The sequence below is a fragment of the Nonomuraea sp. NPDC046570 genome, from assembly GCF_040645915.1.
In the GTDB taxonomy this organism is placed as follows: Bacteria; Actinomycetota; Actinomycetes; order Streptosporangiales; family Streptosporangiaceae; genus Nonomuraea.
The window spans coordinates 230,347-252,658 of the sequence record NZ_JBEYZF010000004.1 but is presented as its reverse complement, the minus strand read 5'-3'; the positions used below and the strand labels follow the sequence as shown (position 1 = coordinate 252,658).

Annotated in this window: 21 protein-coding genes; 13 read left to right on the top strand and 8 right to left on the bottom strand. The window is 70.8% G+C overall.

Going from position 1 to position 22,312, the window contains the following annotated elements:
- Nucleotides 1-43 precede the first annotated feature (43 nt).
- Nucleotides 44-1,042 carry a winged helix DNA-binding domain-containing protein gene (locus ABZ911_RS09450; protein ID WP_358053751.1) on the top strand — a complete coding sequence of 333 codons (999 nt, stop codon included), beginning with the start codon at nucleotides 44-46 and terminating at the stop codon, nucleotides 1,040-1,042.
- 76 nt (nucleotides 1,043-1,118) lie between these two features.
- Here ABZ911_RS09450 and ABZ911_RS09445 read toward each other — a convergent pair whose 3' ends face one another.
- Nucleotides 1,119-2,666 carry a protein kinase gene (locus ABZ911_RS09445; protein ID WP_358053749.1) on the bottom strand — a complete coding sequence of 516 codons (1,548 nt, stop codon included), beginning with the start codon at nucleotides 2,664-2,666 and terminating at the stop codon, nucleotides 1,119-1,121.
- Nucleotides 2,667-2,722: 56 nt separating this feature from the next.
- A complete protein-coding gene (locus ABZ911_RS09440; RefSeq protein WP_358053747.1) occupies nucleotides 2,723-3,109 on the bottom strand; it encodes a nuclear transport factor 2 family protein in 387 nt (128 codons plus the stop codon).
- A gap of 69 nt (nucleotides 3,110-3,178) precedes the next feature.
- Here ABZ911_RS09440 and ABZ911_RS09435 point away from each other — a divergent pair, with 69 nt between their 5' ends.
- The 4 genes from ABZ911_RS09435 to ABZ911_RS09420 all read left to right on the top strand — a co-directional run bounded on the left by ABZ911_RS09435 (nucleotide 3,179) and on the right by ABZ911_RS09420 (nucleotide 6,544).
- Entirely contained in the window at nucleotides 3,179-3,964 is a 786-nt protein-coding gene (locus ABZ911_RS09435; protein ID WP_358053745.1) for an SDR family NAD(P)-dependent oxidoreductase, read from the top strand.
- Nucleotides 3,965-4,034: 70 nt separating this feature from the next.
- Nucleotides 4,035-4,340 carry a GMC oxidoreductase gene (locus ABZ911_RS09430; RefSeq protein ID WP_358053744.1) on the top strand — a complete coding sequence of 102 codons (306 nt, stop codon included), beginning with the start codon at nucleotides 4,035-4,037 and terminating at the stop codon, nucleotides 4,338-4,340.
- A gap of 3 nt (nucleotides 4,341-4,343) precedes the next feature.
- Complete coding sequence (locus tag ABZ911_RS09425; RefSeq protein ID WP_358053742.1) at nucleotides 4,344-5,780, top strand: aldehyde dehydrogenase family protein; 1,437 nt, start codon at nucleotides 4,344-4,346, stop codon at nucleotides 5,778-5,780.
- A 65-nt stretch (nucleotides 5,781-5,845) separates the two neighbouring features.
- Nucleotides 5,846-6,544 (top strand): GntR family transcriptional regulator, encoded by a 699-nt coding sequence (locus tag ABZ911_RS09420; RefSeq protein WP_358053740.1) that lies wholly within the window; start codon nucleotides 5,846-5,848, stop codon nucleotides 6,542-6,544.
- Here ABZ911_RS09420 and ABZ911_RS09415 read toward each other — a convergent pair whose 3' ends face one another.
- Nucleotides 6,545-7,243, bottom strand: coding sequence for a M50 family metallopeptidase (locus ABZ911_RS09415; RefSeq protein WP_358053739.1), 699 nt, complete (start codon nucleotides 7,241-7,243; stop codon nucleotides 6,545-6,547).
- Between the two features lie 57 nt (nucleotides 7,244-7,300).
- Here ABZ911_RS09415 and ABZ911_RS09410 point away from each other — a divergent pair, with 57 nt between their 5' ends.
- The 3 genes from ABZ911_RS09410 to ABZ911_RS09400 are packed head-to-tail and all read left to right on the top strand — an operon-like array spanning nucleotide 7,301 to nucleotide 9,792.
- The gene (locus tag ABZ911_RS09410) at nucleotides 7,301-8,173 is read left to right on the top strand and encodes an amidohydrolase family protein (protein WP_358053737.1); all 873 of its coding nucleotides are present in this window, start codon (nucleotides 7,301-7,303) and stop codon (nucleotides 8,171-8,173) included.
- Nucleotides 8,174-8,191: 18 nt separating this feature from the next.
- On the top strand, nucleotides 8,192-8,665 hold the full coding sequence (locus ABZ911_RS09405; protein ID WP_358053735.1) for a nuclear transport factor 2 family protein: 474 nt from the start codon (nucleotides 8,192-8,194) through the stop codon (nucleotides 8,663-8,665).
- Between the two features lie 8 nt (nucleotides 8,666-8,673).
- On the top strand, nucleotides 8,674-9,792 hold the full coding sequence (locus ABZ911_RS09400; RefSeq protein WP_358053733.1) for a magnesium and cobalt transport protein CorA: 1,119 nt from the start codon (nucleotides 8,674-8,676) through the stop codon (nucleotides 9,790-9,792).
- Between the two features lie 8 nt (nucleotides 9,793-9,800).
- Here the strand turns inward: ABZ911_RS09400 and ABZ911_RS09395 are convergent, their stop codons facing one another.
- Nucleotides 9,801-12,020, bottom strand: coding sequence for a thiamine pyrophosphate-dependent enzyme (locus ABZ911_RS09395; protein WP_358053731.1), 2,220 nt, complete (start codon nucleotides 12,018-12,020; stop codon nucleotides 9,801-9,803).
- A gap of 197 nt (nucleotides 12,021-12,217) precedes the next feature.
- Here ABZ911_RS09395 and ABZ911_RS09390 point away from each other — a divergent pair, with 197 nt between their 5' ends.
- Nucleotides 12,218-13,594: a hypothetical protein gene (locus ABZ911_RS09390; RefSeq protein WP_358053729.1), complete on the top strand. Its 1,377-nt coding sequence runs from the start codon at nucleotides 12,218-12,220 to the stop codon at nucleotides 13,592-13,594.
- 57 nt (nucleotides 13,595-13,651) lie between these two features.
- Here the strand turns inward: ABZ911_RS09390 and ABZ911_RS09385 are convergent, their stop codons facing one another.
- The 4 genes from ABZ911_RS09385 to ABZ911_RS09370 all read right to left on the bottom strand — a co-directional run bounded on the left by ABZ911_RS09385 (nucleotide 13,652) and on the right by ABZ911_RS09370 (nucleotide 16,643).
- On the bottom strand, nucleotides 13,652-14,506 hold the full coding sequence (locus ABZ911_RS09385) for an ABC transporter permease (protein WP_358053727.1): 855 nt from the start codon (nucleotides 14,504-14,506) through the stop codon (nucleotides 13,652-13,654).
- Between the two features lie 3 nt (nucleotides 14,507-14,509).
- Nucleotides 14,510-15,478 carry an ATP-binding cassette domain-containing protein gene (locus tag ABZ911_RS09380; RefSeq protein WP_358053725.1) on the bottom strand — a complete coding sequence of 323 codons (969 nt, stop codon included), beginning with the start codon at nucleotides 15,476-15,478 and terminating at the stop codon, nucleotides 14,510-14,512.
- The gene (locus ABZ911_RS09375; RefSeq protein WP_358053723.1) at nucleotides 15,478-15,975 is read right to left on the bottom strand and encodes a PadR family transcriptional regulator; all 498 of its coding nucleotides are present in this window, start codon (nucleotides 15,973-15,975) and stop codon (nucleotides 15,478-15,480) included. The genes ABZ911_RS09380 and ABZ911_RS09375 overlap by 1 nt, the downstream gene beginning before the upstream one ends.
- A 71-nt stretch (nucleotides 15,976-16,046) precedes the next feature.
- Entirely contained in the window at nucleotides 16,047-16,643 is a 597-nt protein-coding gene (locus ABZ911_RS09370) for a helix-turn-helix domain-containing protein (RefSeq protein WP_358053721.1), read from the bottom strand.
- 73 nt (nucleotides 16,644-16,716) lie between these two features.
- Here ABZ911_RS09370 and ABZ911_RS09365 point away from each other — a divergent pair, with 73 nt between their 5' ends.
- From ABZ911_RS09365 to ABZ911_RS09350, 4 genes are read left to right on the top strand one after another with little or no spacing between them, the layout of a single operon-like run.
- Nucleotides 16,717-18,285: a carboxyl transferase domain-containing protein gene (locus ABZ911_RS09365; protein ID WP_358053719.1), complete on the top strand. Its 1,569-nt coding sequence runs from the start codon at nucleotides 16,717-16,719 to the stop codon at nucleotides 18,283-18,285.
- Nucleotides 18,286-18,292: 7 nt separating this feature from the next.
- A complete protein-coding gene (locus ABZ911_RS09360; protein ID WP_358053717.1) occupies nucleotides 18,293-20,239 on the top strand; it encodes a biotin carboxylase N-terminal domain-containing protein in 1,947 nt (648 codons plus the stop codon).
- Nucleotides 20,239-21,153, top strand: a complete 915-nt coding sequence (locus ABZ911_RS09355; RefSeq protein ID WP_358053715.1) for a hydroxymethylglutaryl-CoA lyase — start codon at nucleotides 20,239-20,241, stop codon at nucleotides 21,151-21,153. Before ABZ911_RS09360 ends, ABZ911_RS09355 begins: the two co-directional genes overlap by 1 nt.
- A 5-nt stretch (nucleotides 21,154-21,158) precedes the next feature.
- A complete protein-coding gene (locus ABZ911_RS09350) occupies nucleotides 21,159-22,307 on the top strand; it encodes an acyl-CoA dehydrogenase family protein (RefSeq protein ID WP_358053712.1) in 1,149 nt (382 codons plus the stop codon).
- Nucleotides 22,308-22,312 lie beyond the last annotated feature (5 nt).

The following is a 22,312-nucleotide window of genomic DNA, read 5'->3' as shown; positions in this document are numbered from 1 at the left end:
AGGCGAGGCGGGAGCCGGGTTGTGGCCCGCATAGGATTCGCCTGTGCTGAACCACAGGTGGGCCGCCCAGCTCCTGCACAGGCCGGACGGTCTCGACGCGGGGGAGATCGTCAGGCACCTGCTCGCCGTCCAGGCGCAGGACGTCACGGCGGCGCTGCTCGCCTTCCGGGCGCGGTCGGCGTCCCTGGGCGCCGGGGACGTCCTGGCCGCCTGGCACGGCCGCGAGATCGTCAGAACCTGGGGCCCGCGCGGCACTCTGCACTTCGTCCACGTCGAGGACCTGCCCTGGCTGCTCGCCCTCACCGGCAGGATCGGCCTGGCCGGCAGCCTGCGGCGGCTCGCCCAGGAGGGCGTCAAGGGAGACGACCTGCTCAAGCTGATCGACTACGCGCTGGCGGGCCAGGGTCCTCTCACCAAGGCCGAGTTGCGCACGCGGCTGGCGGGCAGGGCCGACGGACAGGGCATCGTCCACCTGGTCGACCTCGCCGCCGCCCACGGCCTGGCCCTGCTCGGCCCACCCCGCGGCGGCAAGCCCACCTACGTCCACGCGGCCGACTGGCTGGGCGCGCCCATCGCCTTCGAGCCCGACCGGGACCGGGCCCTGGCCGAACTGGCCAGACGCTACCTGCGCGCCCACGCCCCCGCCACGGCCGCCGACCTGGCCGCCTGGACCCGCCTCCCCCTCGGCGACGCCCGCACCGCCTTGCGCCTGATCGCCGACGACCTCGACGAATCCCCCGACGGCACCGTACGCCTCCGCACCGCCCCCACCGAGCGGAAACCCCCCACGGTACGGCTCGCACCGGCGTTCGACGAGTACCTCCTGGGCTGGGCCGACCGCACCCCCATCCTCGACGAGCCGCACCGGCGCGAGGTCCTCCCCGGCGGCGGCATCCTGCGCCCCGTCGTACTGTCCGGCGGCGTCATCAAGGGCACCTGGAGCCGCAAGGGAACCTCGGCCTCCGTACACCTCTTCGAGCCGGTCGACCAGAACCAGATCGAGGCGGAAACCGCTGACGTGTCCCGCTTCCTCACCTCCTGAGCCCCAGCGAGGCGCTCACCGCGAGGATGGCGGGATCAGCCCGCTTGAGCCCCAGCGAGGCGCTCACCGCGCGGGATCAGCCCGCGCCCTCCGCGACCGCGCCTCTGACGCAGTGGGGCTTCGACCAGGCCACCGTGCTCTTCTCCGAGATGCGCAGCGGTACCCCGACCAGGAAGCAGTAGCCGGTGCCCGGCTTGAGGCCCAGGACCTTCGCCGAGGTGGCGCCCGACTCCAGGGTGGTCAGCCGCTGGCCGTCGGCGGGCTCGCGCTGCAGGACCAGCGGGTAGTCGCGGGCCCCGGCGGGCAGCGTCCAGCGCAGGGTGACGATGGAGCCCCGATCGGAGACCGCGCGCAGTCGCCGAGGAGCCAGCGAGGCGACCGTCTTCTCGCCGATCGCCTCCCCGGTCCTGGCCGCCTGCGGCTCCTTCGGTGCCTGCGTGTTCTGCGCCTGAGGGGAGGTCCCCGAGCCTGACAGGGCGACGGCCACCACGGCCCCCGCGACGGCCACAGCCGCGACCGCGCCCCCGACCACCAGCCGGGCCCGCAACCGTGACCCACCTCCGTCCCTGGCGGAGGTCGAGGCACCCGTTCGCCCAGGTGAAGGGTGTACGAGCACAGGGGAGGAAGGCTCGGCAAAAGGCTGGCCGGGGGAGGAAGGAGCAAGAGGAGGGGAGTGAGCCGGAGGGGTGGGAAACGCGCCGGGGGAGAGGTCGCGGACGTGGGGTGTGTGTTCCGAGGTGGGCGAAGACGAGACGTCCGGGCCGCCCGCTTCCTCCCCCACCAGGTCTGTCACCGGCAGCCCCAGCCGTGCCTGCGCCTCCCGCAACCGCTGCGCGAACTCCCGCGCGCTGCCGTACCGATGCTGCGGCGGCTTGGACATCGCCCGCAGCACCACCTCCGCGACAAAGGGGGGCACGTCGGGCCGGGTGATCGGCGGCGGCTCGTGGCTCAGCACCCGGAACAGCAGCGGCGCGATCGACGGATCGGTCGGGCTGTGAAAGGCGGGCTGACCGGCCAGCAGGTGGTACAGCGTCGACCCGAGGGAGTAGATGTCGGTCGACGCGCTGTGCGGCCGGCCGCTGAGCACCTCGGGCGCGGCGTGCAGGGGCGTGAACGAGTACGCCGAGGCGGAGATCTCCGCCGAGTCCACCACCCTGGCCACGCCGAAGTCGGCGATGGCCGGCTCGCCGTACTTCGAGATCAGGATGTTCTGCGGTTTGATGTCCCCGTGCAGCACGCCCGCCTCGTGCACCGCCGCCAGCGCCCCCGCCAGCTTCACCCCCGCGCGCAGCACGTCGGGCAGCGGTAACGGCCCCTGCGCGCGCACGCGATCACGCAGCGAGCCGTTCTCGAAGAACTCCATCGCGATGTACGGCCTGCCCGAGCTGGTCATGCCGGTGTCGAACACCGTCACGACGTTCGGATGCCCGGTCAGCCGGCCGGTGAGCCGCAGTTCCCGCTGGAACCTGCGCATCGTCCGCTGGTCGACCCGGTCGACGGACAGGACCTTGAGCGCCACGATCCTGTCCAGCCGCTCCTGGTAGGCGCGGTAGACGACCCCGAATCCGCCCTCACCGGCCTTGTCGAGCACCCGATAGCCGGGGGCCTGCTCCCCTGACTGCACGTCATCCCCCTTGTCCCGGGTGAGTTTAGTGCGACTTCCCGGGATTTATGGGGGGATCACATGGCGTCGCGCACCAGCGCCGTGTCGGTGAACTGCTCGAACCCGACGGCCACGCCGTCCCGCAGCCGCCACACATGGGTGAAGCGGGCCGTCATGTGGCGGCCCGTCGCCCGGTAGGTGCCGCTGTAGTCGCCGATCACCACGATCGTGTCGCCGCCGTCCACGAAATCCTCGGGCTCGGCCGCGAACCCCTCCCACTCGCCGCCGAGCCTGGCGAACACCCCGGCCAGCACCTCCTCCGCGCCCACGTACGTCCCGGCGTAGGGAAAACCGGCCATCTCGGTCCAGCGCGCGTCGGGGGCGAGGAGTGCGACCATGCCCTTCACGTCTCCGTCGGCCGAGGCCGCATAAGAGGCGCGGACCGCTTCCAGGTTCGTGCTCATGTCTCGTCTCCTCGTCCGGGACAGTTCGTCTAGGAAATCATATATTTTCTGCACGGAAAGGAGAAGGGCATGGAACTGGAGGGAAAGGTCGCGCTGGTCACCGGCGCGGGCACCGGCATCGGCGCGGCGGTCGCCCGCCTGTTCGCCGCCGAGGGCGCCTCGGTGGTGCTCGCCGGACGCAGGATCGAGTTACTGGAACAGGTCGCCGGAAGCCTCGGCGACCGCGCGACCGCGATCCGCGCCGACGTCGCCGACCCCGCCCAGGCACGCGCGGCGGTCCGACTCGCGGTCGAGCGGTACGGCACGCTCGACGTGGTCGTCGCCAACGCGGGCGGCCACGGCGTCGGAACCGTGGGGGAGACCGGTGACGACGAGTGGCAGGCCAGTCTGCGCGCCAACCTCAACACCTGCTTCGTCACCTGCAGGGAGAGCCTGCCCGCGATGTCCGGCGGCGGCTCCATCGTGATCGTCTCCTCCATCGCGGGCCTGGCCGCCGGCCCCGCCGCCGCGGGATACGTCACCACCAAGCACGCCCTGATCGGCCTGACCCGCTCGCTCGCCCGCGACTACGGGCCCACGGGGATCAGGGTGAACTGCCTCTGCCCCGGCTGGGTGCGGACCCCGATGGCCGACGCGGAGATGGACGTGCTGGCCGCCCGCGACGGGATCACCCGCGAGCAGGCGTACACGCTGGCGACCAAGGACGTGCCGCTGCGCCGCCCCGCCACCGCCGCGGAGGTGGCCGACATCTGCCTGTTCCTGGCGGGCCCGAAGAGCTCGATCATGACCGGCTCGGTGGTGGTCGCGGACGGCGGCGCGACCTCGGTCGACCTGCCCACCCTCGCCTTCGGGTAACCGGCCGTGGACAAAGATATGGGAAGTCATACATGATTCCTCAGGGCGAGCGCGGACCTGGGAGCGGGCGATGGAGAGTTTCGACGTGGTCGTCGTCGGCGCCGGATCGGGCGGGCCGGCCAGTTTCGCGGCGGACTACGCGCCGCACCAGGTCGAGCTGCACCCGGGGTCGCGCGCGGACCTGGACGACTATGTCCGCCGGACCCTGGTCACCTACCACCACCAGGTCGGCACCTGCGCGATGCGGGTGCTCGGGATCGAGGGGCTGCGGGTGGCCGACGCCTCGATCATGCCGGCCGTCACGTCTGGAAACACCAACGCCCCCTCGATCATGATCGGGGAGAGATGCGCGGACCTGGTGAGAGAGGAGATCTGACAGATGACCGACCTGCTCATCGGCGGTTCGTGGAGGCCCGCCGCCGACGGCGCCGAGTTCACCACGTTCGACCCGGCCGACGGCTCGGTGCTCGGCACCTGCGCCAAGGCGGGCGCCGCCGACGTGGACCTGGCCGTGGCCGCCGCCCGGACGGCCTTCGACGACCCCGCCTGGGCCGAGATGCCCGCCCACACCCGCGCCCGCCTGCTGTGGCGGGTCGCCGACCTGGTGGAGGAGCACGGCGAGGAACTGGCCGAACTGGAGACCCGCGACAACGGCCAGCCGCTCGCCGTGGCCAGGACCGTCACGGTCCCCGGCACGGCCGAGCACTTCCGCTACTTCGCCGGCTGGTGCACCAAGATCGAAGGATCCGTGCTGCCCGTCGCCTACCCCGACACCCTGCACTACACCAGGCGCGAGCCCGTGGGCGTGTGCGCGCTCATCACGCCGTGGAACTTCCCGCTCATGATCGCAGCCTGGAAGCTCGCCCCCGCCCTGGCCTGCGGCAACACCGTCATCATCAAGCCCGCCGAGCAGACCCCGCTGACCACCGTCAAGCTCGCCCAGCTGATCGGGCGGGCGGGCTTCCCGCCGGGCGTGGTCAACCTGCTCACCGGCGGAGCCGCCACCGGCGCCGCGCTGGCCGAGCACCCGGACGTCGACAAGGTCTCCTTCACCGGCTCCACCGCCGTCGGCCGTACCCTCGTGCACTACAGCGCGGGCAACCTCAAGCGGCTCACGCTGGAGCTCGGCGGTAAGGCGCCCAGCATCATCGCCGCCGACGCCGACATCGACGCGGCCGTCGCGGGCAACGTGCAGGGGGCGCTGTTCAACAGTGGCCAGGTCTGCGCCGCGTACGCCCGCTTCTACGTCGACCGCAAGCGGGCCGACGAGTTCACCTCGAAGATGGCGGCCGCCGCCGCGGCCTTACGCCTCGGGCCCGGACTCGACCCGGACACCCAGCTCGGGCCGCTGATCAGTGAGGAGCACCGCGCCTCCGTCGACGGCCACGTGAGCCTCGCCACCGCCCAGGGCGCCACCCTGGTCACCGGCGGCGACCGGGTGGACCGCCCCGGCTTCTTCTACCGGCCGACCGTCTTCGCCGACGTCACCGACGAGATGTCGATCGCCCAGGACGAGGTGTTCGGCCCGGTCGTCCCGGTGCTCGCCTACGACGACCCCGACGAACTCGTCGCCCGCGCCAACGGCCTGGAGTACGGCCTGGCCGCCTCCATCTGGACCGACGACCTGTCCACCGCGCACCGCCTGGCCGCGCGGATCCGGGCCGGCGCCGTGTTCATCAACATGATCCACGTCCCCGACGCCGCCACCACCTGGGGCGGCTACCGGGCCAGCGGCTGGGGCCGGGAGATGGGCCCGTACGCCATCGACGCCTACACCGAGGTCAAAGGCGTCTGGACGCACCTGGGTAAACCGTGATGGGCGGGCAAGGGTCCGCTCGTGCGAGATGATGGCAGGACGCAGGGAGAGCGAGAGGGGAGCCGGTGAGCCCGAAGAAACCGGTCCAGACCACAGGGCCCAAGGCGGAAGCCGCCGGATCCAAGGCTGAGACCAGCTACACCCTGTTGCGCTCGCGCATCCTGGACGGCACCTACGGCCCCGGATACCGGCTGGTCATGGACCAGCTCGCGCGCGAGACGGGGGTCAGCACCATCCCGCTGCGCGAGGCGGTGCGCCGGCTGCAGTCCGACGGGCTGGTCGAGGTGGTGCGCAACATCGGGGCCCGGGTCGCGGTCTTCGACTCCGAACAGGTCGAGCACACGCTCAACGTCCTGGCCAGGCTCGAAGGGTACGCCACGGCGATCTCCGCGCCACGGATGGCCGCCGCGCAGATCCAGGAGTCACGGGAGATCAACGAGCGGATGAAGGAGGCGCTGCAGGAGTTCGACCCGGCCTCCTTCACCGCGCTCAACCGGGAGTTCCACTTCTCGATGTACCGCCACTGCCCCGACGAGCACCTCAACGCGCTGCTGGAGTCGGAGTGGGCCCGCCTGGACCACATGCGCCGCTCCAGCTTCACCTACGTGCCGGGGCGGGCACGGCGTTCGGTGGAGGAGCACGACCGGCTGCTGGAGCTGATCGAGTCGCGGGCCGACGCGGGGGCGATCGAGGAGGCGGCCAGGGCGCACAAGGTGGCGACCGCCGACGCGCTGCGCCAGGCGAACGTCTCCGGGCCGCGCTGACTACAGCGGTGACATGAGGTAGGCGCCGCCCACCAGGGCGGCGCCCGCCACCGCCAGGAAGAACAGCACGTAGAAGCCGCCCGGCAGGAACGTCAGCCGGGCGAGCTGGTCGGCGTCGGAGTCGGGGGCCTGCCGCCTGCGCCGCTTGCGCTGCAGCTCGATGATCGGGCGCACCCCGCCGAACAGCAGGAACCAGACCGCCACCTGGGCGACGATCTGCTGCACGCTGTCGGGGGCGTACCAGGACAGGGCGAACACCGCGCCGCCGGTGGCCAGCAGGATGAGCGCGCCGTACAGGTTGCGGATCAGCAGCAGCATGCAGACCAGGAACAGCAGCATGGTGGCGATCAGCAGGTGCACGCGGCCCTCGGCGGTCAGCCACGCCGCGGCCAGCCCCAGCAGCGAGGGCGCCACGTATCCGGCGAGCGCGGTCAGCACCATGCCGGGCCCGGTGGGCCTGCCCCTGGTCAGCGTCACGCCCGAGGTGTCGGAGTGCAGCCGGATGCCCTGCAGCTTGCGCCGGGAGAGCAGCGCCATCAGCGCGTGCCCGCCCTCGTGCGCGATGGTGATCAGACCGCGGGAGAGCTGCCACGACGTGCGGAAGGAGACGATCAGCAGGGCGGCCAGAGCCGACAGCGCCATGATCCAGGGCTCGGGGGCGGCCTGCACCTCGACGAGGTGGGCCCAAAGCTTGTTCATCAGGTACAGACCCTAGCCCGGTAAAGTCACGGTGTGGCCGTAGAACATCATTCTGTGTTGACCGCCGACGCCGACGTGCGCGCCTGGTGGCAGGCGCTCGGGCTGCCCGGCCTGATCGACCTGCACGTGCACTTCCTGCCCGAGCGGATGGAGCGCAGGGTCTGGCACCACTTCGACAACGGCGGGCCGCTGATGGGCGACGGCTGGCGCATCGAGTACCGCTGGCCGGTGCGGGAGCGGCTGGCCAGGCTGCGCGAGATGGGCGTGGCCGCCTTCCCCGCCCTGGCCTACGCGCACAAACCCGGCATGGCCGCCGACCTCAACGCCTGGACGCTCGACTTCGCCCGCCGTACCCCGGAGTGCATTCCCTCGGCGACCTTCTTCCCCGAGCCCGGCGTGCTCGACTACGTGACGCGGGCGCTGGCCGACGGGGTGAAGATCTTCAAGGTGCATCTGCAGGTGGGCGCCTTCGACCCGCGCGCGCCCGAGCTCGACGCGGTGTGGGGAACGCTGGCCGAGACCGGCACGCCCGTCGTCGTGCACGCCAGCTCCGTGCCGGTGCCCGGCGGGTGCGTCGGCGTCGAGCCGATCAGCGGGGTGCTGCGCCGGCACCCCAGGCTGCGGGTGGTCGTCGCCCACCTCGGCATGCCGGAGTACGACGACTTCTTCGACCTGGCCAGACGCTACGAACGGGTGGTGCTGGACACCACGATGACCTTCACCGACTTCGCCGAACGCGGCATGCCATTCCCTATCCGTCTAAAGGAGGAATTGCGCGTTCTCGGCTTGGCGGGGAAAGTGGTATTGGGCAGTGATTTCCCCACCATCCCGCACACTTATGCCCACCAGTTGTACGCCCTTGAACGGCTGGGCATGGGCGACGACTGGCTCCGATCGGTGTGCTGGCAGAATGCCCAGGGCATGGTCTGACAGCAGTTGGGGGACAAGATGAACGATCAGCACATCCGCCTGGTCACCACCTTCTTCCAGGCTTTCAGCCGAGGCGACGCGGACGCGATGGCGCAGTGCTACCACCCGGAGGTTAGCTTCGGCGACCCGGTCTTCCTGGAGCTCGAAGGCCGCGACCGGGTGATGACCATGTGGCGGATGATGCTCAGCAGGGGCAGCGGCATGCGGGTGGAATACCGCGACATCACCGCCGACAACTTCACCGGCCGCGCGCACTGGACGGCCCGCTACACGATGAGCAGCACCGGCCGCGCCGTGGTCAACGAGATCGACGCGCTGTTCCGGTTCGACGACGGCCTCATCGTCCGCCACCACGACGAGTTCGACCTCCGGCAGTGGTCCAAGATGGCCCTGGGCAAACCCGCCGGGCTGCTGCTCGGCTGGACTCCGGTGTTCCGCAGGTCCATCCGCGACCGGGCGCACGACGCGCTCGAAAGCTACCGGGCGTCGTAGGGGCCGGCATGGCACGGAAGAAGGGATTCCTGCGCGGAACCTCGGCCCGCCAGGAGGCGCCCGAACTGTCCATGGACCCGCGGGCCGGCGAGCAGCCGCCGTACCGCCCCACCGTCATCGACAACGCCGTCTACCTCGACGGCGAGCGCGTCGACGACCCCAGCTCGCTCGCCGAGGCCTTCGAGCGGCTGAAGAGCACCCCCGGCAGCATGGCGTGGATCGGCCTGTACCGGCCCAAGGAGTGGGAGCTGGCCCGGCTCGCCGAGGAGTTCGGCCTGCACGAGCTGGCGCTGGAGGACGCGATCGTCGGCTCCCAGCGCCCCAAGGCCGACCGGTACGGCGACACGCTGTTCGTGGTGCTGCGCGCCGCGCAGTACCTCGACGACGTGGAAGAGGTCGCCTTCGGCGAGCTGCACGTCTTCGTCGGCCCCAACTTCGTGATCACCGTACGGCACGCCGAGGCCCCCGACCTGTCGGCCGTCCGCAGGCGCATGGAATCCCACCCCGACCTGCTGCGCCAGGGCCCCCAGGCCGTGCTGTACGCCATCCTGGACGCCGTCGTCGACGGCTACGCGCCGGTGGTCGCCGGGCTGCAGAAGGACATCGAGGAGATCGAGGTCCAGGTCTTCGGCGGCGACCCGTCGGTGTCCAGGCGCGTCTACGAGCTGTCCGGCGAGGTCATCGAGTTCCAGCGGGCCACGACCCCGCTGCTCTCCATGATCGAGGGCTTCATCGCGGGCGCCGACAAGTACGGCGTGCACGAGGGCCTGCAGAGCTACCTGCGCGACGTCTCCGACCACGCGATCACCGTGAACGAGCGGGTCGGGTCGTTCCGGCAGACGCTGCAGAACATCCTCATCGTCAACTCCACGCTGGTGACGCAGGCGCAGAACGCGGAGATGGCCAAGATGACCGAGGCGAGCTACGCGCAGAGCGAGGAGGTCAAGAAGATCTCCGCGTGGGCGGCGATCCTGTTCGCGCCCACGCTCGTCGGGACGATCTACGGCATGAACTTCGACTTCATGCCCGAGACGCACTGGACCCTGGGCTACCCGTTCGCCGTCCTGCTCATGGCGGCCGTCTGCGTGACCCTCTACGTCGTCTTCAAACGCCGCAACTGGCTCTGACCCCGGGGTCAGGACAGCAGCTTGCGGGCCGCCTCCTCGATCTCGGTCTCCGACAGCAGGACGTGGTCGGCCGCATCGCCCAGCGGCACGAAGCTGTCGGCCGAGGTCACCCTGGCGATCTGCCCGGAGTAGCCCGCGTCGACCAGTTCGGCGATCAGTCCCTCCGAGACGCCGCCGGAGTGCCGGGTCTCGTCGGCGATCAGCACCTTGCCGGTCAGCTCCGCCGACCGCATCAGGTCCTCCATCGGCAGCGGGGCGAGCCAGCGCAGGTCGAGCACCCGGCAGCTGAACCCCTCCTGGGTCAGCTTGACCGCCGCGCGCAGACTCATCCGCAGCCCGTTGCCGAACGTCACGATCGTCAGGTCGCGGCCGTCGCCGTAGCCGCGCGCCCGGCCGATGGGCACGTGCGTCTCCGCCCAGCGCGAGGGCGGCGCGTACGGCGCCATCCAGCCGCCGTCGCCGTCGTCGAACAGGTCGCGCGTGTTGTACAGCGCGATCGGTTCCAGGAACAGGCAGACCGATTTCTGGGTACGCGCGGCGGCCAGGCAGGTGCGCAGCATGGCCGAGGCGTCGTCGGGACGCGAGGGCGCGGCGATGACGAGGCCGGGGATGTCGCGCAGCGCGGCGATGGCGTTGTCGTTGTGGAAGTGCCCGCCGAACCCCAGCTGGTAGGCGAGGCCGGGCACGCGCACGACCATCGGGTTGGTGAAGGCGCCCTTGGAGAAGAACGACAGGCTGGAGGCCTCGCCGCGGATCTGGTCGAGGGCGTTGTGCAGGTAGGCCAGGTACTGGATCTCCGGCACCGGCAGCATCCCGCTCACCCCGGCGCCCAGCGCCAGGCCAAGGATGGACTGCTCGTCGAGGAGGGTGTCGAACACCCGGGCGGCGCCGAAACGCTTCTGCAGGCCGCGGGTCACGCCGTACACGCCGCCCTTCCGGGCGACGTCCTCGCCGAAGATCATCATCCCTGGGTGGACGGCCAGCGCGTCGGCGAGCGTGCGGTTGATCGCCTGGGAGAGGGTGAGCGCCTTGTCCTCCTCCGGCAGGTTGCCGGCGAAGGTCTTCTCCCTGACCGACGGCTCGGCGGCGACCGGACTGATCTTGGCGATCATGTCGTCGTGCCGCGGCGCGAGCGGTTCGACGACCTCGCGCAGCGAGCCCAGCTTGGGGCCGCGGGTGGCGCCGAGCGCCAGCCGCAGCACGAGCTCGCGCTCGGACTCGTAGCCCTTCAGCAGCGACTCGGGGGTCGCCAGGCCCGCTTCGACCAGCAGCCCGGCCGTACGCAGCAGCGGGTCGCGGTCGAGGTCGGCGCGGATCTCGCGCTGCGTGCGGTAGGAGGACTCCACGTCGGAGCCCGCGTGGCCCATCAGCCGCACCGTCGACAGGTGCAGGAACGCGGGGGCGCGGTTGACGCGCACGTGCTCGGCCGCGCGTGCCGCGGTGTCGTAGGCGTCGGCCAGGTCGCAGCCGTCGGCCTGGAAGTAGGTGATGCCGGGACGCCGCGCCGCCGCCTCGACCCAGCCCTTGGGCGTGCGCACGCTGATGCCCAGCCCGTTGTCCTCGCAGACGAACAGGAGCGGCAGCGCCTGGCCCTGGAAGGTGGCGTAGGAGGCGGTGTTGAAGCCGGACAACGCGGTGGCGTGGTTGATCGAGGCGTCGCCGAAGCTGCACACCGCGATCGCGTCCTGCGGCCAGGCGGAGGTCACGCCGAGCGCGCGGGCCCGCTCGATGGCGAAGGCCACGCCGACCGCGCGGGGCAGGTGGCTGGCGATGGTCGAGGTCTGCGGGATGACGGCGAGGTCCGGGTGGCCGAACACCTTGTGCCGGCCGCCCGCGATCGGCTCGTCGGCCGAGGCGGTCAGCCCGAGCAGCACGTCGCGCATGCCCTCCTCGGCCAGGCGGCCGGCCATCGCCGACCGCGTCAGGTAGAAGGCGCCCGAGCGGTAGTGCAGCAGGGCGGGATCGGTCGGCCTGGTGGCCGCGGCCACGGCCGCGTTGCCCTCGTGCCCGGCCGAGCCGATCGTGTAGAAGCCCTCGCCCTGCTGGCGCAGCCAGCGGGCGGCGATGTCGAGCAGACGGCTGCCGAGCTGCAGGTCGTACAGCGTCCGGCACTGCTCGCCCGTCAGGGAGGTGCCCTCGCGGATCGGATGGGCCGGATCCCGGGGCGTGCCCGCCTTCAGTTCCGCAACCGCCTGGGTGAAATGAGTCTCAACTGTGTCGCGCGCCACAGGCCCGATTATGTCCCGCCGAGGCGGCGTTCGTCTGCCCGTCCGGTGTGTCGAGTTACTGGACCGCTCCATCTGACGACAATATTTGACCACATGTCAGGTTTGCGAACCCTTTGCCTGTCCAAAACGTCTACTTTAGGTACGTGCGTGGCACCCTCATGCCGCGTTTCAACCAAGACGGGAAGGACGGATCCCGCATGTTGCGACGCATCCGAGCCGCAGCCGTCGCGCTCGCGGTGGGAGCGGGAGCACTCGCTCTGGCCCCGCCGGCGACGGCTACAACAGGGGCGGCGGCCCCCGGCATCTCCAACGTGGACATCACGCCCACGCCCATCGTGGTGGCGGACAAGCCGGTCAAGGCGACGTTCACCTTCACCACCAAGGGCGCGGGCAAGGCCGAGCTCCAGCTCAAGGCCCCCGGCGACATCGCCGTCGAGACCCCGGTCAAGCTCACGCCGTCACCGCACGGCGTCGAGACCAAGTGGACGGGCACCAAGTACTTCACCGCCAAGAACGCCGGGAGGTGGACGTTCCTCGCGATCGCCCACGACGGCAAGGGCGGCGAGGACTCGGTCAGGGGCAAGTTCGACGTCGAGGCCAAGAAGGCCGCCGACACCAAGATCGTCGACTTCGGCGCCAGCCCCGACACGGTCGCCAAGGGCGACCGCGTCTCCGTCTCCGGAAAGCTCCTGGTCGACAGGGGCGGCTGGAGCGGGTACGGCGGGCAGAGCGTCGTCATCACCTTCAGGGAGCGCGGTACCGACGCCTACCGGCACATCGCCAAGGTCACCACCGGGCGCGGCGGCTGGTTCGGCACCAAGGTCAAGGTCGAGGCCACCGGCTGGTGGCGGGCCGAGTTCGGCGGGCACGGCCAGGCCTCCGGCTCGGTCAGCGACACCGACCGCGTCGACGTTCGGCAGACCGCCCGCGCCAGCCGCTTCACCGGCTTCGACGCCCAGCCCGAGCCCGTGGACAAGGGCGACCGGCTGACCCTCGAGGGCACCCTGCAGGCGGAGAGCCGCCACGGCTGGCAGGGGCTGCGCGGCGAGGACGTCGTGCTGCTGTTCAAGGCCGAGGACTCGAGCCGCTGGGAGCGGGTCACCGCCACCAGGACCGACCGCGACGGCCGCTTCGAGACCGACGCCGTCGCGCACGCCTCCGGCTGGTGGAAGGCCGCCTACGCCGGAGCGCCCGGAGTCAAGGGCGCCGAGAGCGTCGGCGACTGGGTGCGGGTGAGCACGCCGCCGCCGGCCAAGGCCGACAGCAGGGTCATCTCGTTCAACGCCTCCCCGGAGCCGGTCAAGCGCGGCAGGTACCTGAAGTTCGGGGCCCGGCTGCAGATCGACTCCGACGGCCACTGGGAGGGGTACGAGGACGGCAAGGTCCGGCTGTACTTCAAGGCCAAGGGCTCGCGTCACTGGCAGTACGTGAAGAGCACCTGGTCCCTGGACAACGGCAAGCTGTACACCAGGGCCAAGGCCTGGAAGTCGGGCTACTGGAAGTTCGTCTACCGGGGCGACGAGGACACCAACGGCGACCACAGCCGCCGCGACTACGTCCGCGTCAAGCGCTGACCCCCACCACACAGCGAGGCCCGGGACCGGTAGGCCCCGGGCCTCGCCGTCTCACCCTCAGTCCGCCTTCTTGAACTGTGCGACGGCGGCGCCCAGGAGGAGCAGGCCGAGCGCGGCCACCATGCCGAGTTCGAAGGGGACGGGCACCTGCCACGAACCCCAGCTCACCCCGGGGTTCAGGGTCGCGTTCACCTCGGGTGGCACCGACAGGTGGGAGAAGACCGCCTGCCGCATCGGGTCCACCGCGTACGTCAGCGGGTTCACCGTGGTCAGCACGTGCAGCCACGAGGGCAGGTTGGCCAGCGGGAACATCGCCCCCGACAGGAACATCATCGGCATGATCGCCATCTGCATGAGCCCGAAGAACGTCTGCATGTTCTTCATCCGCGCCGCCAGCAGCACCCCGAACGCCGTGATGGTGAACGCCGCCACGAACATCTCCACCAGCAGCGTCAGCATCAGCCCGGGCGAGTACGGCACGCCCACCAGCCCCGCCATCGCCAGGATGATCACCCCCTGCCCGGTGGCCACGATCGCCCCGCCGAGGCACTTGCCCGCCACGATGGCGCCCCTGCTGACCGGCGCCACGAGCATCTCGCGCATGAACCCGAACTCCCGGTCCCACACGATGGACCCGGCCGAGAACATGCCGGTCATGATGACCGTCATGGAGATCATGCCGGGGTACATGAAGGTGCGGAAGTCGACCCCGGGAATGGACCCCTGCACCAGCGACCCGAGCCCGGTCCCCATCACGAACAGCCACAGCACGGGCTGCAGCAGCATGGACAGCATGCGGGCGCGGTCGCTGAGGAAGCGCAGCATCTCACGGTGCAGCACGACCTTGACCGCCCGCAGGTCGTGCCGTACGCCGCCGGCCGGCATCCGGACGCTCACCACGTCGGTGGCCATCGCCTACCTCCTCGCCATCGCGCGCATCCACGCGTTGCCGTCGGCGCCGGACTCGGCGTCGCGGATCGTGGATCCGGTGTAGGACATGAACACGTCGTCGAGCGAGGGCCGTGAGACGCTCACCGACTTGATGGGCAGCCCGAGCTCGGCGAACAGCCGGGGCACGAACTCCTCCCCGGAGGCCACCGCGAACGTCACCGCCCCCTCGTGCACGGCCGCCTCCAGCCCGAACCGCTCCCGCAGCGCCGCGATGGCCGCGGCGTCGTCACCGGTCTGGATCTGCACCCGGTCCTTGCCGACGCTGGCCTTGAGCGCCTCGGGGGAGTCGATGACGACGATCTCGCCGTGGTCGATGATCGCGATCCGGTCGCAGTACTCGGCCTCGTCCATGTAGTGCGTGGTCATGAAGATGGTGATGTCCTCGCTGAGGCGCAGCTTGTTGATGTAGCCCCAGATGGCCGCGCGGGTCTGCGGGTCGAGGCCGACGGTCGGCTCGTCGAGGAACAGCACGCGCGGCGAGTGCAGCAGGCCGCGGGCGATCTCCAGGCGCCGTTTCATACCGCCGGAGAACGTCATCACCTTGGCGTCCTTGCGGTCCCAGAGCGCGACCATCTCCATGACCTGCCGGATCCGGGGGGCGACGGCCGCTCTGGGCACGCCGTACAGCTCGGCGTGGAAGCGTAGGTTCTGTTCGGCGCTGAGGTAGGAGTCGAGGGTCGGGTCCTGGAAGACCAGCCCGATGTTCCTGCGTACGTCGTCGCGCTGCCTGACCACGTCGTGGCCGGCGACGGCGGCGCTGCCGCCGGTGGGCTCCGCCAGCGTGCACAGCATGCTGATGGTGGTGGTCTTGCCGGCGCCGTTGGGGCCGAGGAACCCGAACACCTCGCCGGGCTCCACCTCGAAGTCGATGCCCTTGACGGCCTCGACCTTTCCGTAGGTCTTCCGCAGACCTCTTACTGATACCGCACTCATCAGTCCTCCGAGAGGATCTTGAAAATGGAGCTGCGCGTCTCCTTGAGCAGGCGTTTGGCCGCCGCCACCTGGCTGTCGCTGGCCGTACAGGTGAGGTGGGTGAAGGCCTCGTTGAGCTGGGCCCAGAGCAGTCGCAGTTCGTGCCGGTCCTCCGGGACCGAGCGGGCCACCTCGTCCCACGGTGACATCGACTCCACCCGCCGCAGGAGTTCGGCGTGGCCCTCGTCGGTGAGCCGGTAGGTCCTGGCGCCGCCGGAGTCCACGCCGGCGAGCAGGCCCTCGTCCTCCAGTTGCTGCAGGGCCGGGTAGACCGAACCCGGGCTGGGCCGCCAGACGCCCCGGCTGCGCTCCTCGATGTCCTGGATCATCTGGTAGCCGTTCTTCGGCTCCTCACCGAGCAGGCTGATCAGCGCCGCCCTGACATCGCCCTTCCTGACTTTCGGGGTGAAGCCCCCGGCGACCGCCGCGGGAGGAAGGGGGCGATCGGTATCGCTCATCGCAGCCTCCAACTATCGAGATAGCTGAAAGATATATCTAGATAGTTGGGGCGACAAGCGCTTTATGCTAGTTAAGAACCATTAACTCCCGCGTGGAGGGCGGCTCTGCCCATGGCGCGCAGTAGCGGGCGCATGGCCGAGGAGGGCAGCTCGCCCGCGCTGTGCGGAGTGGAGTTGAGCAGGCCGAACGCGGCGTGGGTGGCGGCTCGCAGGCGGGCGGGCGGGCACGCGGGGTACAGCTCGCTGAGCACGGTCACCCACTCCTCGAGGTACAGCCGTTGCAGTCTTCTGATCTGCCGTCGCTCCGGCTCGGGCACGTTGCCGAGCTCGCGGTCGTGCACGGTGATCAGCGCGGGCTGCTCGATGGCGAAGGTGATCTGCATGTCGAGCAGGGCGTCGAGCGCCTGCGAGGGGTCGTGGGCGGCGGTGACGACCTCGGCCGCCGAGGCGCGCAGCCGGGAGCTGATGTCCAGCAGCAGCGCCGCGAGCAGCGCCTCCTTGCCGCTGAAGTGCCGGTACAGGGCCGGGCCCGAGACGCCGACGGCGGCGCCGAGCTCCTCGATCGAGACTCCGTGGAAGCCGCGGGCGGCGAAGAGCGTGGCCGCCGCGTCGAGGATCTCGATGCGCCGTGACCCGCGATCGCGGGTAGGGGTCGGAACAGTCGTCACCACTCGATGCTAGACGGTGACGTTAATGATGGCTAACATCAAAGGGGTTAGCGAACATTAACCTGGGGGCTAGATGGTTGAGTGGCCGGTGCTGAAGAGCGCCGCCGACCTGGGCGGCGAGGCGTTCAAACGCAACGCCCAGGCCAACGAGCGGCTGGCCGCCGAGCTGCGCGAGCGCCTGTCCGTCACCGCGCGTGGCGGTCCGGAACGATCGCGGGCACGGCACGTCGAGCGCGGCAAGCTGCTGCCGCGCGACCGCGTCGACGGCCTGCTGGATCCGGGCTCCCGTTTCCTGGAGCTGTCGCCGCTGGCGGCCAACGGCCTGTACGACGACCAGGCGCCCGCCGCCGGGATCATCACCGGGGTCGGCCGGGTCTCGGGCCGCGAGTGCGTGATCGTCGCCAACGACGCCACCGTCAAGGGCGGTACCTACTATCCGATGACGGTCAAGAAGCACCTGCGCGCGCAGGAGGTGGCGCTGCACAACCACCTGCCGTGCGTCTACCTCGTCGACTCCGGCGGCGCCTTCCTGCCCAGGCAGGACGAGGTCTTCCCGGACCGCGAGCACTTCGGCCGCATCTTCTACAACCAGGCGACCATGTCCGCGCGCGGCATCCCGCAGATCGCCGCGGTCCTCGGCTCGTGCACGGCCGGCGGCGCCTACGTCCCGGCGATGAGCGACGAGGCCGTCATCGTCAGGAACCAGGGCACCATCTTCCTCGGCGGCCCGCCCCTGGTGAAGGCCGCCACCGGCGAGGAGGTGACCGCGGAGGAACTGGGCGGCGGCGACCTGCACGCCCGTACCAGCGGCGTCACCGACCATCTGGCCGAGGACGACGCGCACGCGCTGGCCATCGTCCGCGACATCGTCTCGACGCTGGCGCCCAGGACCGAGCGGCCGTGGGACCGCGTCCCCGCCGAGGAACCCGCCCTGGACCCGCGCGACCTGTACGGCATCGTGCCCTCCGACACCCGCACCCCCTACGACGTGCGCGAGCTGATCGCCCGCCTGGTGGACGGCTCCCGCTTCCTGGAGTTCAAGGCGGAGTACGGCCCGACCCTGGTCACCGGCTTCGCCCACCTGCACGGCCACCCGGTCGGGATCATCGCCAACAACGGCATCCTGTTCGCCGAGTCGGCGCTCAAGGGCGCGCACTTCATCGAACTGTGCGACCGCAGGCGCATCCCGCTGGTCTTCCTGCAGAACATCAGCGGGTTCATGGTCGGCAAGGCCTACGAGGCGGGCGGCATCGCCAAGCACGGCGCGAAGATGGTGACCGCGGTCTCGTGCGCGCGGGTGCCCAAGTTCACCGTGGTGGTCGGCGGCTCGTTCGGCGCGGGCAACTACGCCATGGCCGGGCGGGCGTACGCGCCGCGCTTCCTGTGGATGTGGCCGAACGCCCGCATCTCGGTCATGGGCGGCGAGCAGGCGGCGAACGTGCTCGCCACCGTGGGCGACGCCGACGTGGACGCGATCAGGGCGCAGTACGAGCACCAGGGCAATCCCTACTACTCCACCGCCAGGCTCTGGGACGACGGCGTCATCGATCCGCTCGACACGCGCACGGTCCTCGGGCTGGCGCTCTCGGCGGCGGCCAACGCGCCACTCGATCCCATTGGCTACGGCGTCTTCCGGATGTGATGCAGCGATGTTCGACACTGTTCTGATCGCCAACAGGGGCGAGATCGCCGTCCGGATCATTCGCACCTTGCGCGCGATGGGGATCACGGCGGCCACCGTGTACACCGAGGGGGACGCGGGAGCCAAGCATGTTCTTTCCGCTGACATCGCCCTGCAGGTGCCGAAATACCTGGATATAGAGGCGATTATCGGGGCGGCTCGGGAGGCTGGGGCGCAGGCCGTACACCCGGGTTATGGGTTTCTCGCGGAGAACGCCGCGTTCGCGCGGCGGTGCGCCGAGGCGGGGCTGGCGTTCATCGGCCCGCCCGCGGAGGCCATCGACGCGATGGGCGACAAGATCCGGTCCAAGGCCACCGTGTCGGCCGCGGGCGTGCCCGTGGTGCCGGGCGGCGCCGAGCCCGGCGACGACCTGGCCTCCTGGGCGTCCTTCCCCGCGCTGATCAAGCCGTCGGCGGGCGGTGGCGGCAAGGGCATGGTGCTGGTGCGGTCGGCCGCCGAACTGCCCGACGCGCTGGCCTCGGCCAGGCGTACGGCACAGGCCGCCTTCGGCGACGGAACCCTGCTGATCGAGCGGTTCGTCGAGAACCCCCGGCACATCGAGATCCAGATCATGGCCGACGCCCACGGCAACGTCATCCACCTGGGCGAACGCGAGTGCAGCCTGCAGCGCCGGCACCAGAAGATCATCGAGGAGGCGCCGTCCCCGTTCGTCACCCCCGACGCGCGGGCGCGGATGGGCAAGGCGGCGGTGGAGGCGGCCCGCTCGGTCGGGTACGTCGGCGCCGGGACGGTGGAGTTCATCGTCGACGGCGGCACCGGCGAGCACCACTTCATGGAGATGAACACCCGCCTGCAGGTCGAACACCCCGTCACCGAACTCGTCACCGGCCTCGACCTGGTGGAACTCCAGGTCCGGGTGGCGGCGGGCGAACCCCTCCCGCTCACCCAGGACGAGGTACGGCTGCGCGGCCACGCCGCCGAGGCCCGCGTCTACGCCGAGGACCCGTCCAGGGACTTCCTGCCCACCGGCGGCCGCATCCTGGCCCTGCACGAGCCGGACGGGGTACGGGTCGACTCGGGCCTGACGCGCGGCGGAGTGGTCGGCAGCGACTACGACCCGATGCTGTCGAAGGTGATCGCCTGGGCGCCGGATCGGACGGCCGCCCTGCGGGCGCTGGACCGGGCGCTCGGCGAGACGGTGATCCTCGGAGTCACCACCAACATCCCGTTCCTGCGCCGCCTGCTCACCCACCCGGCGGTGATCGGCGGAGAGCTGGACACCGGCCTCGTGGAGCGGATCCTGCCCGAGATCGCGCCCGGTGTCGCGGTGCCGGACGACGTGCTCGCCGCCGCCGCCCTCGTCTTCCACAGCACGCCCGCGGCGCGGGATCCGTGGGACGTCGCCGACGGCTGGCGGGTCGGCGAACAGGCGTGGACGACCTGGCGGCTGGAGTCGCGGGACGGCGTCCACGAGATCGGCGTACGCGGCCTGCCCGGCGCGGGCGCCGAGACGCGCCTGCCGGACCAGGCCGCGGAGAGCCCGGCCAAGGCGATCGTCAGCGGCGATCACCTCGTGGTCACGCTCGGCCGCCGCTCCCTCCGGTACGCGTTCGCCCGCGACGGCGACACCCTCTGGCTCGGCCGCGACGGGCAGGCGTGGACGCTCACCAGGCACCGCATCGGCGACCCCGGCGACCGGGTGGGCGCCGCGGGCGGCGGCGACGGCGTGGTCAGGAGCCCGATGCCCGGCACCGTGCTCGTGGTCAAGACCCAGGTGGGCGAGCTGGTGAGCGAAGGCCAGCCGCTGCTCATCGTGGAGGCGATGAAGATGGAGCACACCGTCACCGCGCCGCACGCCGGCGTGGTCACCGAACTGCCGGCCAGGGCGGGGCGCCCGGTGGACCTGGACGCCGTCCTCGCGGTCGTCACCCTGGCCGAGGGGGAGGAGGCGTGATGCGCGTGCCGTACCCGATGGATGGTCTTCCCGGAAGGGTGACCGTCTACGAGGTCGGGCCGAGGGACGGGCTGCAGAACGAGGCGGCGGTCGTGCCGGTCGAGGTCAAGGCCGAGTTCATCGCCCGGCTGGCCGACGCGGGGCACCGGGTGATCGAGGCGACCAGCTTCGTCCACCCCAAGTGGGTCCCGCAGCTCGCCGACGCCGGGGAGCTGCTCAGCGGGCTCGACCGGGTCGAAGGCGTGCGGTACCCGGTGCTGGTGCCCAACGAGCGCGGCCTGGACCGCGCGCTGGAGCACGGCGTCGAGGAGATCGCGATCTTCGGCAGCGCCACCGAGACCTTCGCCCGGCGAAACCTGAACCGGACGCTCGACTCGCAGTTCGACATGTTCGAGCCGGTCGTCGCCAGGGCGCTGGCGCACGGGCTGCGGGTGCGCGCGTACGTGTCCATGTGCTTCGGCGACCCGTGGGAGGGGCAGACGCCGATCGAGCAGGTGGTGCGCGTCGGCCGCCGGCTCCTCGACCTGGGCTGCTACGAGCTGTCCCTCGGCGACACCGTCGGCGTCGGCACGCCGGGCCACGTCGAGGCGCTGATCGGCGCGTTCGGCGGCCCGGAACGGCTCGCCGTGCACTTCCACGACACCTACGGCCAGGCCCTGGCCAACACCATGGCCGCGCTGCGCGCCGGGGTCACCGTCGTCGACGCCTCCACCGGCGGCATCGGCGGCTGCCCCTACGCGGAGTCGGCGACCGGCAACCTCGCCACCGAGGACCTCGTCTGGATGCTCGAAGGACTGGGCGTCCAGACCGGCCTCGACCTCGACAAGCTGGTCTCCACCAGCACCTGGCTGGCGGGCAGGCTCGGCCGCCCCAGCCCTTCCCGGGTCGTGCAGGCCCTGTCCCCGAAGGAGTAGCGGCAATGCTCAACGACGAGTACGAAGAGCTGCGCAAGACCGTGGAGGCCTTCGCCCACGACGTGGTCGCACCCGTCATCGGCGACCTCTACGAGCGCGAGGAGTTCCCTTACGACATCGTCCGCCAGATGGGCGCGATGGGCCTGTTCGGCCTGCCCATCCCCGAGGAGTACGGCGGCATGGGCGGTGACTACTTCGCCCTCTGCCTGGCCCTGGAGGAACTCGCCCGCGTCGACTCCAGCGTCTCTATCACCCTGGAGGCGGCCGTCTCCCTCGGCGCCATGCCGATCTACCGATTCGGTACGGCCGAGCAGAAGGCCACCTGGCTCCCCGCACTCACCTCCGGCCGGATGCTCGGCGCGTTCGGCCTGACCGAGCCCGGCGGCGGCTCCGACGTGCCCGGCGGCATGCGCACCACGGCCGTGCTCGACGGCGCCGAATGGGTGATCAACGGGACGAAGGCCTTCATCACCAACTCCGGCACCGACATCACCGGCGTCATCGGCGTGGCCGCCATCACCGGGGAACGCGACGGCAAGAAGGAGATCTCCACCATCCTGGTGCCGTCGGACACGCCCGGGTTGACCGTGTCGAAGAAGTACTCCAAGGTCGGCTGGAACGCCTCCGACACCCGTGAGCTGTCCTTCAGCGACTGCCGGGTCCCCGCCGGGAACCTGCTGGGCGAGCGCGGCCGCGGCTACGCGCAGTTCCTGCAGACCCTCGACGAGGGCCGGATCGCGATCGCCGCGCTGAGCGTGGGCCTGGCCCAGGGGTGCGTGGACGAGTCTCTGCGCTACGTCCGCGAGCGCCGGGCCTTCGGCCACCCGATCGGCCACTACCAGGCCATCCAGTTCAAGATCGCCGACATGGAGGTGCGGGCGCACACCGCCCGGCTGGCCTACTACCACGCGGCGGAGCGCATGCTGGCGGGCCTCCCGTTCAAGAAGGAGGCGGCGATCGCCAAGCTGGTCTCCTCCAACGCGGCCATGGACAACGCCCGCGACGCGACCCAGGTGTTCGGCGGCTACGGCTTCATGAACGAGTTCCCGGTGGGACGCTTCTACCGCGACGCCAAGATCCTGGAGATCGGCGAGGGCACCAGCGAGGTCCAGCGCATGCTCATCGCCCGCCAGCTCGGCCTCGGCGACCTCTGAGTCGT

Excerpts from the sequence above, each read along its gene's own strand:
- ABZ911_RS09440 (WP_358053747.1), bottom strand. The coding sequence starts at position 3,109 with ATGAGCACGAACCTGGAAGCGGTCCGCGCCTCTTATGCGGCCTCGGCC.
- ABZ911_RS09435 (WP_358053745.1), top strand. The coding sequence starts at position 3,179 with ATGGAACTGGAGGGAAAGGTCGCGCTGGTCACCGGCGCGGGCACCGGC.
- ABZ911_RS09430 (WP_358053744.1), top strand. The coding sequence starts at position 4,035 with ATGGAGAGTTTCGACGTGGTCGTCGTCGGCGCCGGATCGGGCGGGCCG.
- ABZ911_RS09425 (WP_358053742.1), top strand. The coding sequence starts at position 4,344 with ATGACCGACCTGCTCATCGGCGGTTCGTGGAGGCCCGCCGCCGACGGC.
- ABZ911_RS09415 (WP_358053739.1), bottom strand. The coding sequence starts at position 7,243 with ATGAACAAGCTTTGGGCCCACCTCGTCGAGGTGCAGGCCGCCCCCGAG.
- ABZ911_RS09405 (WP_358053735.1), top strand. The coding sequence starts at position 8,192 with ATGAACGATCAGCACATCCGCCTGGTCACCACCTTCTTCCAGGCTTTC.
- ABZ911_RS09400 (WP_358053733.1), top strand. The coding sequence starts at position 8,674 with ATGGCACGGAAGAAGGGATTCCTGCGCGGAACCTCGGCCCGCCAGGAG.
- ABZ911_RS09390 (WP_358053729.1), top strand. The coding sequence starts at position 12,218 with ATGTTGCGACGCATCCGAGCCGCAGCCGTCGCGCTCGCGGTGGGAGCG.
- ABZ911_RS09385 (WP_358053727.1), bottom strand. The coding sequence starts at position 14,506 with ATGGCCACCGACGTGGTGAGCGTCCGGATGCCGGCCGGCGGCGTACGG.
- ABZ911_RS09380 (WP_358053725.1), bottom strand. The coding sequence starts at position 15,478 with ATGAGTGCGGTATCAGTAAGAGGTCTGCGGAAGACCTACGGAAAGGTC.
- ABZ911_RS09375 (WP_358053723.1), bottom strand. The coding sequence starts at position 15,975 with ATGAGCGATACCGATCGCCCCCTTCCTCCCGCGGCGGTCGCCGGGGGC.
- ABZ911_RS09365 (WP_358053719.1), top strand. The coding sequence starts at position 16,717 with ATGGTTGAGTGGCCGGTGCTGAAGAGCGCCGCCGACCTGGGCGGCGAG.
- ABZ911_RS09360 (WP_358053717.1), top strand. The coding sequence starts at position 18,293 with ATGTTCGACACTGTTCTGATCGCCAACAGGGGCGAGATCGCCGTCCGG.
- ABZ911_RS09355 (WP_358053715.1), top strand. The coding sequence starts at position 20,239 with ATGCGCGTGCCGTACCCGATGGATGGTCTTCCCGGAAGGGTGACCGTC.
- ABZ911_RS09350 (WP_358053712.1), top strand. The coding sequence starts at position 21,159 with ATGCTCAACGACGAGTACGAAGAGCTGCGCAAGACCGTGGAGGCCTTC.